Annotated in this window: 14 protein-coding genes; 7 read left to right on the forward strand and 7 right to left on the reverse strand. The window is 60.0% G+C overall.

Annotated elements, in window-relative coordinates:
- Positions 1–317 precede the first annotated feature (317 nt).
- The 6 genes from ACFQDM_RS15850 to ACFQDM_RS15875 form a co-directional block, all read right to left on the reverse strand.
- A complete protein-coding gene (locus tag ACFQDM_RS15850; RefSeq protein WP_377380689.1) occupies positions 318–983 on the reverse strand; it encodes a L,D-transpeptidase in 666 nt (221 codons plus the stop codon).
- A 145-nt stretch (positions 984–1,128) separates the two neighbouring features.
- On the reverse strand, positions 1,129–1,674 hold the full coding sequence (locus ACFQDM_RS15855; RefSeq protein ID WP_084693926.1) for a L,D-transpeptidase family protein: 546 nt from the start codon (positions 1,672–1,674) through the stop codon (positions 1,129–1,131).
- Between the two features lie 27 nt (positions 1,675–1,701).
- Positions 1,702–2,169 (reverse strand): DUF411 domain-containing protein, encoded by a 468-nt coding sequence (locus tag ACFQDM_RS15860; RefSeq protein ID WP_084693925.1) that lies wholly within the window; start codon positions 2,167–2,169, stop codon positions 1,702–1,704.
- Positions 2,170–2,211: 42 nt separating this feature from the next.
- On the reverse strand, positions 2,212–3,390 hold the full coding sequence (locus ACFQDM_RS15865) for a M23 family metallopeptidase (RefSeq protein WP_377380692.1): 1,179 nt from the start codon (positions 3,388–3,390) through the stop codon (positions 2,212–2,214).
- 74 nt (positions 3,391–3,464) lie between these two features.
- Positions 3,465–3,692 carry an apolipoprotein acyltransferase gene (locus ACFQDM_RS15870; protein WP_377380695.1) on the reverse strand — a complete coding sequence of 76 codons (228 nt, stop codon included), beginning with the start codon at positions 3,690–3,692 and terminating at the stop codon, positions 3,465–3,467.
- Positions 3,693–3,840: 148 nt separating this feature from the next.
- A complete protein-coding gene (locus ACFQDM_RS15875) occupies positions 3,841–4,278 on the reverse strand; it encodes a MerR family transcriptional regulator (protein ID WP_045980921.1) in 438 nt (145 codons plus the stop codon).
- Positions 4,279–4,368: 90 nt separating this feature from the next.
- Between ACFQDM_RS15875 and ACFQDM_RS15880 the strand changes: the two genes are divergently transcribed.
- Genes ACFQDM_RS15880 through ACFQDM_RS15900 form a run of 5 tightly spaced genes read left to right on the forward strand, consistent with a single transcriptional unit; the run spans position 4,369 to position 8,814 of the window.
- Positions 4,369–6,624, forward strand: a complete 2,256-nt coding sequence (locus ACFQDM_RS15880) for a heavy metal translocating P-type ATPase (protein WP_377380698.1) — start codon at positions 4,369–4,371, stop codon at positions 6,622–6,624.
- Positions 6,625–6,628: 4 nt separating this feature from the next.
- Complete coding sequence (locus ACFQDM_RS15885; protein ID WP_127899950.1) at positions 6,629–7,252, forward strand: methyltransferase family protein; 624 nt, start codon at positions 6,629–6,631, stop codon at positions 7,250–7,252.
- Entirely contained in the window at positions 7,249–7,734 is a 486-nt protein-coding gene (gene lspA / locus ACFQDM_RS15890; RefSeq protein ID WP_127899951.1) for a signal peptidase II, read from the forward strand. Before ACFQDM_RS15885 ends, lspA begins: the two co-directional genes overlap by 4 nt.
- Positions 7,721–8,158, forward strand: coding sequence for a disulfide bond formation protein B (locus tag ACFQDM_RS15895; protein WP_369799453.1), 438 nt, complete (start codon positions 7,721–7,723; stop codon positions 8,156–8,158). The genes lspA and ACFQDM_RS15895 overlap by 14 nt, the downstream gene beginning before the upstream one ends.
- A complete protein-coding gene (locus tag ACFQDM_RS15900; protein WP_127899952.1) occupies positions 8,155–8,814 on the forward strand; it encodes a DsbA family protein in 660 nt (219 codons plus the stop codon). The genes ACFQDM_RS15895 and ACFQDM_RS15900 overlap by 4 nt, the downstream gene beginning before the upstream one ends.
- Positions 8,815–8,823: 9 nt before the next feature.
- On the opposite strand, the gene mntR is transcribed toward ACFQDM_RS15900, so the two are convergent.
- Entirely contained in the window at positions 8,824–9,276 is a 453-nt protein-coding gene (gene mntR, locus ACFQDM_RS15905) for a manganese-binding transcriptional regulator MntR (protein ID WP_127899953.1), read from the reverse strand.
- A 93-nt stretch (positions 9,277–9,369) separates the two neighbouring features.
- Between mntR and ACFQDM_RS15910 the strand changes: the two genes are divergently transcribed.
- Positions 9,370–10,689 (forward strand): Nramp family divalent metal transporter, encoded by a 1,320-nt coding sequence (locus ACFQDM_RS15910; RefSeq protein WP_127899954.1) that lies wholly within the window; start codon positions 9,370–9,372, stop codon positions 10,687–10,689.
- A gap of 97 nt (positions 10,690–10,786) precedes the next feature.
- The coding region (locus ACFQDM_RS15915; RefSeq protein ID WP_377380703.1) for an SCO family protein at positions 10,787–11,194 on the forward strand (408 nt) is incomplete at its 3' end.

Consider the following 11,194-nt stretch of genomic DNA (forward strand, 5'->3'; position numbering starts at 1 on the left):
TTGGAGCGTGATATGAAAATTGGATCCTACGCTGTACTTGCAGCCGTCTTGGTCACTGCGGGTTGCGGAACTACAGCGGTAAATACCGTGGCTGGGAGCAATCCGCAGGAGCTTCCCCCAGAGTTGATCTCTCTTGCTGCGCCGGGGCAAGATGTGTCTACAGCGAGACTTCTTCCAAGTGATAATTGCTACTGGTACGAACATCGTGGGCAAGTGGAAACGACCTTGCTTCCGCTCACCACCGCTGCAGGCAGTCCTATATGTCAGAAATCACAGCCCTCAAGTTAATTAGAGGACATAAAAGAATCTAGATTCTTTTAGCTGCGGGATGTCACGCTCTCTGCTGTCGAATAGAGAAACGCGGTAGAGCCTGTTTCGACATTTGGATATAGGTCATTGATATGTGCCATGACCATCCGGACACAGCCAGAGCTCGCACTCGTCCCAATGCTTGTTGGAAACGGGGTACCATGAATGCGCAGATACGTATCTCTCTCGCCGACGTAGAGATAAAGAGCGCGAGAGCCGAGCGCATTCCTTGGGCCTGGCTCTACGCCCCCTTCAAACTGGCCATAGATTTCTGGTTCCCGAGCAATCATACTCTGCGTCGGGGTCCAGTGCGGCCATTCGACTTTTCGCTTTATCGTATAGACACCAGGTTCATATAGATCTCCCCTGCCGATGGCTACGCCGTAGCGCATTGCCGTTCCACCAGCTTCAATATGGTAGAGGTATTTCGCAACAGCATCCACGTGAATGTCGCCCGGCACTAAGCCGCTATTGGCTTGCACTCTTTGCGGAAGAAAGCGCGGGTGCAATCCCCAAGGATTGGATGTGAAGGCGTCATATCCGGAAGGGGTGACCTGCGCATCCCAAGCAGCTTTTTGACTCTCTGTTGGCCAAGACGCCGCAAGCAGGGGGGTGGAAATTGCGGCCGAGAAAAGCGCGGTGGTCGTTTGTATGAAGTGTCGTCTGTTTAACATATATGAGGCTCCTTTGCTTAACTCGATATCGGCTATTGATTCAGTTTAATATGATTAACAAACCGCCCGTCATATTAAACCTTTTTTCCTTTTAGCGTTTTTTTATATGAATTTTTGAATCTTTGTCTAGCCAATGTCCATGCTTCTAGGGATAGATCATAACCGGAATTCCGGGTTGCAACATTGCATAGACGTCTTCTATTTCCTGGTCAGTCAATGCCAGACAGCCTGCAGTCCAGTCCCGATTCTTCGGTGCGAAGACATTGCCTTCGGGGCCGCGGCCATGGAACATGATATCGCTGCCCGCACTTCGACCGAATTGAGCTGCATAAGCTTTATCCTGTTCATTTGGATAAGATATGCCCACTGATAGGTGATATCGGCTCCGTGGATTAAAACGGTCTATGTAATATAGCCCCTCGGGCGTTTTTCCGTCGCCCTCGAATTGTTTTGGGCCGAGCGGTTGGTTTCCGAGGCCAAAGTTATACGATCTCAGAACGGTTTGCCCGTTCAACAGAAACATCCGCCGCTCAGCCTTGTTGACCACGACCTGAGTAACAGGGGGCCCTGAGTACCGTTTGAACTGTGGTATCGCTCCTCTTGCCGGCGTCGTCGACGGCGCGGATTTTCCACATGCAGCGAGAAGAGCAAGCAAAGCCAGCGAGGCATGGCGCCGGGAGAAGTTTGGCATCGATCTATTTCCTGCTCGGATGTTTTTTTATGATGCTTCAGGATAGCGGGTAAACACTTCACTGGTACCGTCCCGGCGAACAAGCAGGACATCGTATGCGTCGCGCTTTGTTTCCGGGCCCATACCGGGACTGCCGTATGGCATTCCTGGAACCGTCAGGCCGAGAGCTTCAGGGCGCTCTTGGAGCAAGCGCCGAATATCGTCAGCAGGGACATGTCCTTCCAGGAAGTAGCCATCGACGCTGCCGGTATGACAGGAAGTCAGTTCGATCGGTACGCCCAGATCGATTTTGTGCTGCATCAGCAAGGTGCCAAACCGCTCTTCACTCGTTACCTGGAAACCGTTCTCCCGCAGGTAATTGGTCCACTGTTTGCAGCATTCGCAGCCGCTGCCCTCCACGACATGGATGGCAGGGCGGCTTTCAGCCCAGGATAAAGATGGCAGACCGCTGGCTGCGGCTGCCATCATCACGGCGCGTCGTGTCAGTTTGATCATTTTATGCCCCTCGATCCGTACGATGAAGATGTTTGAGTGCCATCAGCTTTCCGTTCCCGTGTCGTCGCGAAGAAAATAGCCGGTGGAGAGACGCGCTACTGTCAGCATGACGCGGTCAGTCGGTTTGGCGATCGCTGTTCGGGGCGCCGGTGTTTTCTTGATCGGATCCGTTGGCTTGCCGTCGATGCGAACTTCGTAATGAAGGTTAGGTCCACTGACGAGACCGGTTGCGCCCACGTCACCGATCCTGGCCCCGGCATTCAACTCGACACCTGGAGCGATCCCCGCTGCAAAACGCGAGAGATGCGCATAGCGGGTCAAGACGCCCCCGCCGTGATCGACATCGATCGTCCGACCATATCCCCGCATGGTTCCTGCAAACACGACCGTTCCTGCGCCGGTGACGCTGACCGGCGTTCCGGTCCGTGCGGCGTAATCGACCCCCGTGTGCATTCGTCGCGTGCCAAGCACGGGGTGCCGGCGTTTGCCGAAGACCGAAGACAGCCGGGCTCCCGCGACAGGCCGCGCGGACTGCTGGACCTGCGCACCATTCCGAAACAGGATGAAGGGCTCTTCAACCGAGCCGGTCACGAGCTCGAAGATGTCCTTGTTCTTTTCGACCCGCGCATAGGCGAGTTGCGGGTCACCTACGACTGTTCCATCAGGCAGGATATTTTCGCTCCACATCAACGCGATGCGCTCGGTTCCTTCAAGGTCCCGAAAGTCGATCTGGCCTGCCAGGAGCGCCGCAAGGTCAACTGCGAAACTTTCGGGCGCATCGCGGGCGGCGAGCGCCTCAAAGAGAGAGCTGTCCAGGATAAAAGTTTCCCGGCGGTCCCGAAGCAGGATCTCCGTCTTGATCAAGGATGCTTCGAGAGGTTGCGTGAAATCCAGAACGATGTCCGTTCCGTCTTGGGTCAGAAGCGAAAGACGCGCAAGTTGGGAGGGATCGTCGGAAAACACACTCCATCTGAGGATTTGCCCCGGGCTAAGGGTCGACAGGTCGAAGACATCTGAAATCGCCAGTGCGGCCTCGGTCCGGAGAGGTGCGCCGATACCAGCATGCGACAATATCGAATCCAACGTGTCTCCCGGAACGACCTCATGTCGCGACATGGGGGCAACTGCCTCGGTGAGGTGAGTTAGCTCAGCCGGGGTTTCGGCGTGCGATGATGTCGTGACGGCAATCGCGCCGGCAGTCAGCAAGGCTTGCAAGATCATCAGGTCTGGTTTCCCGTCAGGCAATAAGGTCTGGCATTGGGGAGCAGGCTCCCCACGCAGCATCGATAGGTTGTCTACAGTTCGAAAAGGCGGGCGATGCAGACACCGATGATTGTTCCGGCCAAGCCGAAAGCAATCGCGTATCCACCCGCATATTGAACCCTGTCCAGTCGGGTGCCGCCGAGGGCGCGCGCACGCTGGACCCCTCGCACGCCGCCGATCAGGGCCGCAATGACCGTCAGCATCGGAATTGTCGCAGCGTTTGTTGGTTCATGTCGTATCTCGCCTCTCGTCATCGACACGCGCGTGTCTGCGACCTAAAGCAGCTAGAGGTTCAAGATGAAATGCCTCTCGATCACGGTCTTGTCAGGGGATCGGATGCTCTGATCTAATTCCCACTGCATCCGAGCCCTCCACTTCCCAGCATCCGTTTCCGTCATCGCCAGCTAATCACTGACCGGCATCGTCGATCGTGGGGTGGTTCGTAACGCACAGCGAATGATCGCCCAAGACCTCGATGACCCGACAATCGGATATCCGGTCACCCGCGCACTGGACCACCATACGCTCAAGTTCGGTCTTCAGGGCCGTCAGGCGGGCAAGACGGCTTTCAACCTCGGCAAGCTGCGCTTTGGCGATTGCGTCGGCTGCGGCACAGGGCTGATCGGGATCGTCGGACAGGCTGAGAAGGTCGCGGATGGCTTCGAGGGAAAAGCCAAGCTCGCGGGCGTGTCGGATGAACGCCAGTCGTTCATGGGCCTTGTGCGTATAAAGGCGCTGATTACCGGCGCTGCGCTCGGCTTCGGGCAGCAGGCCGATTTGCTCGTAGTAGCGGATCGTTGGCACTTTGACCCCCGTCGACGTTCCCAGCTTTCCAATCGTCAGCATGAACATTCTCCTTGAACCTATAGCTGCTAGAGGGAGTAAACCTCCGAATCGATGATGGCAACGGCCCTGCTTTCTGCAGAGGAGAGAATGATGACGATCGCAAATGAACCCGGCATGACCCTGTGCGACTGGACAGTGTCCGGAATGGATTGCGCCTCCTGCGCGACAAAGGTGCGCGGCGCGGTGTCCCGCTTGCCTGGCGTCAGGGATGTGGAGATCGGCATCATGTCCGAACGCCTGCGCCTGACCGTTGATGAACGCCTTACCGACACGGATAAGATCGAGAAGACCGTGCGTGCGCTCGGATACGGCATTCAGACCCGTGCAGCGGGAAAGAAGGATTTCGTGATCCCGGGGAGTGCGCCGGAGAGCCATCATGGCCACAGTCACGCCGATCACCCCGCTGTGGCGAAGACCGACCACTCCGGCCACGGCAGTCCCGGTCACGTCCATGACGACCCTGCAGACCGCGGCAAGGCATGGTACCAGACTGGCAAGGGCAGGCTGGTCATCCTGACCGGACTGCTGTTGGCGGCGGCTTGGGCAATGGAGCTGATCGCCCCGCAGATCGGGAGCTGGGCCTTCGTCGCGGCCTGCCTTATCGGTGTCGCCCCCGTCGCGCGTCGCGCTTTCGCCGCTGCGCGGTTGGGTCAGATCTTCACGATCGAGGGATTGATGACCATCGCAGCCTTGGGCGCGTTGTTCATCAATGCCGCCGAAGAGGCTGCCTTGGTGGTCTTTCTCTTTGCCGTGGGCGAGGTCCTGGAGGGTGTCGCGGCCGGAAAGGCAAGAGACGGCATCCGCGCCTTGGCAAACCTGGTTCCGAAAACGGCGCTCTTGGAGGTGGACGGCGTGACCCGGGAGGTTGCCGCGTCCAGCCTGACGATCGGTCAGACGGTGCTGGTCCGTCCCGGCGACCGGATCCCCGCAGACGGAGAGATTTCAGACGGCACGTCCGGGATCGATGAAAGCCCGGTGACCGGAGAAAGCATTCCCCGGACCCGCGGCCCGGGCGAAAATGTTTTTGCCGGTTCGATCAACACGGAAGCGGTCTTGCGGGTCACCGTGACGAAAGCGGCCGAGGACAACACCATTTCCCGGATCATCCGCCTGGTTGAGGAAGCGGAAGAGGCCCGTGCGCCCACGGAGCGTTTCATCGACCGGTTCAGCCGGTGGTACATGCCTGCCATCGTTGCGGTCGCGGCTCTTGTCATCGTGATCCCGCCGCTGATGTTTGGTCAGTCATGGGATACCTGGATTTATCGTGGACTGGCACTTCTGCTGATCGGCTGCCCTTGTGCGCTGGTCATCTCTGTTCCGGCCTCGATCGCATCGAGCCTGTCAACCGGCGCGCGCCGGGGAATGCTGATGAAGGGCGGCGCGGTAATCGAGGCCGCGGCCAAGGTTTCCCATGTCGCCTTTGACAAGACCGGGACCCTGACCCACGGACGTCCGCAGGTCACCGACCTGGTGACGTTCGGAACCACGACTGAGGCGCAGTTGCTGGAGGTCGCCGCGGGCGTCGAGAGCGGATCGAGCCATCCCCTCGCCGTGGCGATCCTGGACAGGGCCAAGACGGCGGGCGTCACTCCCCTGCCCGCCCGCGATGCACGCGCCCTGACCGGACGAGGGGTCGAGGCGACCGTGGGAGATGCCCTGGCATGGGTGAGTTCACCCCGGCATGCGTCGGAGAACGATGGCCTGGACGGTCTTGGCCTGCGTCAGGCGACCATCTTCGAGGATGAGGGCAAGACCGCCGTCGCCGTCTATCGCAAAGGCGTCCCGCTTGGTCTCATCGCCATGCGTGACGAGCTGCGGCCCGATGCGGCGGAGGCTGTGCGCCAGCTGGCCGAAATGGGCATCTCCTCGATCATGCTGACCGGCGACAACCCCCGCACAGCTGCCGCCATCGCCGAAGGGCTCAATATCCGCTTCGAGGCCGAGATGATGCCTGAAGACAAGCTGGCCGCCATTCGCGACATGAACGCTCAAGGTGGCGTCATGATGATCGGGGATGGCATCAATGACGCTCCGGCCCTGAAACAGGCCAGCATCGGTGTCGCGATGGGCTCCGGCACGGACGTCGCGCTGGAGACGGCCGATGCGGCCATCCTGCGCGACAGGGTGACCGACATTCCGGCCCAGATCCGGCTGGCGCGGGCCACGATGGCCAATATCCGGCAGAACGTCAGTATCGCGCTAGGATTAAAGGCTATTTTCTTGGTCACCACCGTCCTTGGCATGACCGGTCTATGGATCGCGATCCTGGCTGATACGGGCGCGACGGTCCTGGTGACCCTGAACGCCCTGCGCCTCTTGCGCTACAATCCCGAACAGAAGCGCTGAGGCGATGATGACTGGAATGGGCAGTGCAGCGCTGGTTCTTCTTGGCGCCTATCTGGCCCTGTTCTTCTGGGGCTCTGCGATCAATGCCCGGGAGGCGCATCGTCCGGTCTGGTTGTTCCGTCACGCCACGGGCGGCGACCGTCTTGCAGCGCTAGGCTTCCGAGCTGCGTTCGCTCTGGCCCTCCTTGGGTCGTTGGCATGGCGTCTCATGCCGAGCATGGGCGATCTTGATCCCCTGCGGTCCCTCCAAAATTCTATGTGGATCGGTCTGGCGGGACTGTTCATGGCCAGCCTGGGTGCGATGCTGGCATTTGCCGCCCAGATGTCGATGGCTGCGTCATGGCGGATCGGGGTGGCCGAGGGGGCGACCGGCGCACTTGTCACGGCTGGATTGTTCGGTTTCAGCCGCAACCCGGTTTTTGTGGGTCAGCTCATGTTGCTGCTCGGAACCGCTCTGGCCGTGCCCTCCATCCCGGCAATTTTTGGGGTCCTGCTGTTTGCAGGCTCGGCGCTTGTTCAGGTCCGCTCAGAAGAACGTGAATTGCAGCGGACGCTTGGCCCTGCTTACGACACTTATTGTCAGTCCGTTCCGCGCTGGATCGGCATCCGGGAAAGGTCACTGCAATGAAGACGCTTCTGATCCTGGCGATGATCGTCGCCACTGCGGCTGCCGATCAGATTACCAAGCTCGCGGTCCTGCGCAGCTTGTCTCCCGGGGAGGTTCATGCCGTCTCTCCCGGCTTCAATCTGACGCTTGGTTTCAACGAGGGGGCGAGTTTCGGCATGATGTCGGACTTTATGGCAGGTCGTCCCTTGCTGATGGTTGCCCTGACGGGTGCCCTGGCGATCATCTTTGCGGGAATGGCCTTTCGGGCGGACACGAGGCGCGAAGGCATAGGCCTCGCGCTGATCGTGGGGGGTGCTGTGGGCAATATCATCGACCGCCTGCGGCAAGGTGCCGTGACCGATTTTCTGGATGTCTACTGGCGTGATTGGCACTGGCCGACCTTTAACGGGGCCGACATCGCGATCAGCCTTGGCGCCTTGCTTGTGCTGACAGCCATGCTCCGTCCCTCCCGCTCGAAGGAACTCTCTTTTGACCGCACCTGACCCCCGGGGCCTGTCCCGGAATGATATCGCAATATCAACTGCCTTTCTGGTCGCACTCGCGGCTACGCTCGGCGCGCTGTTCATCGGCGAGGTATTGGGGCAGATGCCCTGCACCCTGTGCTGGTACCAGCGCATTGCCATGTTTCCGCTGGTTCCTGTCCTGGCCATCTCGCTGTGGCGCGGTGACGGTCTGGCACGTCTCTACGGATTGCCGCTGGCGCTGGCCGGGCTGGTCCTTTCCGGCTGGCATTCCGGCCTCTATGCCGGCCTGATCCCGCAGAGCATCGCGCCTTGCACCAAGGACGGCCCGTCCTGCACCGACCAGGCACAGACGATCCTGAGCCTGCCCATCCCCTATCTTGCATTCGCCGCCTTTGCAGCCGTTCTGGCCTGCCTCATCTTGTCGAAAGGAAAACGCCCATGAACCGCCGCACCGTGCTCATCGGAACATCTGCCATCGGGATTGCCGCCTTTGCCGGCGGCGCGCTCGTGCTGACGCGCAATCGTCAGGCCGAAGCGGACACTCTGGCCGCTGCTGCCCCGGCTGTGGAAACAGACATGCTGGTCCGCGGTCACGCGCCCAGCTTTGGACCAGAAGACGCCCCGGTCACGCTGGTCGAGTTCTTCGATCCATCTTGTGAGGCTTGCCGCGCCTTTCATCCGGTCGTTCAGGACATCCGCGAGCAGTTTCCCGATCAGGTCCGCGTCGTGATGCGCTATGCGGTGTTTCACGAGGGGTCCGACGAGGCGGTCCGCATCCTGGAGACTGCGCGCATGCAGGACAAGTTCGAGCCTGTCCTCGATGCGCTGTTGGAACGGCAGCCGGAATGGGCTGTCCATGGCGCACCGCGAATGGACCTTGCATGGCAAATTGCGGCTGCGGCCGGTCTGGATATGGAAAAGGCGCAGACAGCCCGTCTGTCCCCCGATATCGTCGGCATCCTCAATCAGGACGCGGCCGATATCGCGGCGATCGGCGTACGCCAGACACCGACCTTCTTTCTCAATGGTCGCCAGATGACGGATATCAGCATGGACAGCCTGCTTGCGGATGTGCGCAGTGCCGTGGAGGCATCCTGACCGGGCGGCCTAGGCCCGATCGGCGTAGGCCGCGAACAAGGCCAGTGTGCGCTCACTGACGTGATGCTCGATCCCTTCGGCATCTCGTTCCGCCGTCTCGGCATCCAGACCGAGACGGATCAGGAACCGCAGCACAATGGCGTGGCGGCGGCGGCATTCCAATGCCAGTCGTCGTCCCTCTTCCGTCAGAAAGACGGACCTGTATCGCTCGCGGGTGATCAGTCCCTCACGGGCCAGGCGATCCAGGGCCTTGGTGACCGTCGGCGCGCGCACCCCCAATCGTGCCGCGATATCCACCGGCCGGGCTTCACCCTGTTCATGGATCAGCTCTGCGATCAGTTCGACGTAATCTTCGGCCAGCTCGTTGCGCCGGGCAGCACGGACGCCATGAAAGGCCTCCGCCCGATTGTCCGGGTGCACAGGCTCGCTGGTGGTTTCGGCTACATGAATATCTGCGGTCATCTGGCAAGTGTCGCACTTATCGATTGACGGGTAAAGCCGGCGGGTAGATTGTTAGCCTTAGCTAATTTTTCCTCTCGAAGAAGGTCGCGCCGAATGTCTCGTTCTGCCTGGCGCCATGAGCGCGACACCCCGTCCCTGTCCGAAGTGTTCCGCACGATCGCCGTGGGCGGCGGCACGACCCGCTTCCGGCGCTTTCTATCGTTTATCGGTCCCGGCTACCTGGTCGCCGTCGGATATATGGACCCCGGCAACTGGGCGACCTCGTTGGCGGGCGGTGCTGCATTTGGCTACACGCTGCTGTTCGTAGCCCTCCTGTCGAATATCATGGCGATCTTGCTGCAATCGCTTTGCGCCCGCCTCGCGGTCGCATCGGGGCGCGATCTGGCGCAAGCGTGCCGCGATGCCTATCCCCGGTGGGTGTCGATCCCACTGTGGATCTTTGCCGAACTGGCCATCATCGCCACCGATCTGGCCGAGGTCATCGGCACCGCCATCGGCTTAAATCTCCTTTTCGGCATTCCCCTCGAAATCGGGATCTTCATCACCGCTGCTGACGTGTTCCTGATCCTGTGGCTTCAGAACAAGGGCTTCCGGTGGGTCGAGGCCTTCATCATCGCTTTGCTGGGAACGATCACTGTCTGCTTCGGGGTGCTGATCGCGCAGGCCGACCCCGAATGGGGTGCGGTGATCGCGGGCTTTGCACCAAGCCGGGAGATCATCGGCAATCCCGACATGCTGTATCTTGCGCTTGGCATCATCGGCGCGACAGTGATGCCCCACAACCTGTATCTGCATTCCGGGATCGTGCAGACCCGTGCCTATGGCCTCGATCTGCCCTCGAAACGGGAGGCCCTGCGATTGGCCACCTGGGATTCGACCGTCGCACTGATGTTCGCGCTGCTGATCAATTGCGCGATCCTCATTTTGGCCGCTGCTGCGTTCTACACTGTCGGGGAAACTGAAGTGACCGAAATCGACAAGGCGCATCTGCTGCTGGCACCGTTGCTTGGTTCCGAGATTGCACCAGTGCTGTTTGGTCTGGCGCTGCTGTGTTCAGGACTGAATTCGACCGTAACGGCGACCATGGCTGGCCAGATTGTCATGGAAGGCTTCATCAAGCTGCGCCTTAAACCATGGCAGCGGCGCCTGATAACCCGAGGCTTTGCCATTCTGCCGGCAACTGCAGTAATTCTGGTGTATGGCAGTGAAGGCACAGGTCAGCTTCTGATCCTCAGTCAGGTCGTGCTGTCCTTCCAGCTGCCTTTTGCGATTGTTCCGCTGGTGATGTTTACCGCCAGCCGCGCCAAGATGGGGCCGATGGTATCCCCGCGCTGGTTGACCGGCCTATGCGCCCTGATCGCCGTCATCATCATCGTGCTGAACGTGAACCTGTTGGCGACAGTTCTGGGCTGACTTTGGTGTCACCAATGCGTGACGGCAGGCTTTCTTGCTTGAAGCTCATGTGGCTAGAGGCTTTAGGCCTCGGGAAACGATCACGGATGCAGGCAACATGCGGCTGACCACGCTTCAAAAATTTCTCTGGGCGGCTGTTGCCGTGGCTCTGGTGGCTATGGGCGCGGCCTTTCTGCTCGTCGACCGCAGCCCCGAACCGATCGCTCAGGCGGCGTTTCGTCCAACCTTCAGCCTACCCGACGCGGGGGGACGCCTGCGCACCCCGGCCGATTTCGAGGGCAAGCATCTTCTGGTATTTTTCGGGTTCACGAACTGCCCTGATATCTGCCCGACCACCTTGGCCGAGGTGGCTCAGGTCATGGACGATCTGGGTGATCAGGCAGGCGAGGTGCAGCCACTGTTCATCTCGATCGACCCCGAGCGCGACCGGGAAATGGGTCTTGCCGAGTATACCGAGGCGTTTCATCCCTCAATCCTGGGCCTTGCCGGAGATGCGGCACAAACC

This window comes from Ponticaulis profundi, assembly GCF_042659465.1.
Classification (GTDB): Bacteria; Pseudomonadota; Alphaproteobacteria; order Caulobacterales; family Hyphomonadaceae; genus Ponticaulis; species Ponticaulis profundi.

Coding starts and splice junctions, on each gene's coding strand:
- ACFQDM_RS15910 (WP_127899954.1), top strand. CDS start 9,370: ATGTCTCGTTCTGCCTGGCGCCATGAGCGCGACACCCCGTCCCTGTCC.
- ACFQDM_RS15880 (WP_377380698.1), top strand. CDS start 4,369: ATGACGATCGCAAATGAACCCGGCATGACCCTGTGCGACTGGACAGTG.
- mntR (WP_127899953.1), bottom strand. CDS start 9,276: ATGACCGCAGATATTCATGTAGCCGAAACCACCAGCGAGCCTGTGCAC.
- lspA (WP_127899951.1), top strand. CDS start 7,249: ATGAAGACGCTTCTGATCCTGGCGATGATCGTCGCCACTGCGGCTGCC.
- ACFQDM_RS15855 (WP_084693926.1), bottom strand. CDS start 1,674: ATGCCAAACTTCTCCCGGCGCCATGCCTCGCTGGCTTTGCTTGCTCTT.
- ACFQDM_RS15865 (WP_377380692.1), bottom strand. CDS start 3,390: ATGATCTTGCAAGCCTTGCTGACTGCCGGCGCGATTGCCGTCACGACA.
- ACFQDM_RS15885 (WP_127899950.1), top strand. CDS start 6,629: ATGATGACTGGAATGGGCAGTGCAGCGCTGGTTCTTCTTGGCGCCTAT.
- ACFQDM_RS15875 (WP_045980921.1), bottom strand. CDS start 4,278: ATGCTGACGATTGGAAAGCTGGGAACGTCGACGGGGGTCAAAGTGCCA.
- ACFQDM_RS15850 (WP_377380689.1), bottom strand. CDS start 983: ATGTTAAACAGACGACACTTCATACAAACGACCACCGCGCTTTTCTCG.
- ACFQDM_RS15860 (WP_084693925.1), bottom strand. CDS start 2,169: ATGATCAAACTGACACGACGCGCCGTGATGATGGCAGCCGCAGCCAGC.
- ACFQDM_RS15900 (WP_127899952.1), top strand. CDS start 8,155: ATGAACCGCCGCACCGTGCTCATCGGAACATCTGCCATCGGGATTGCC.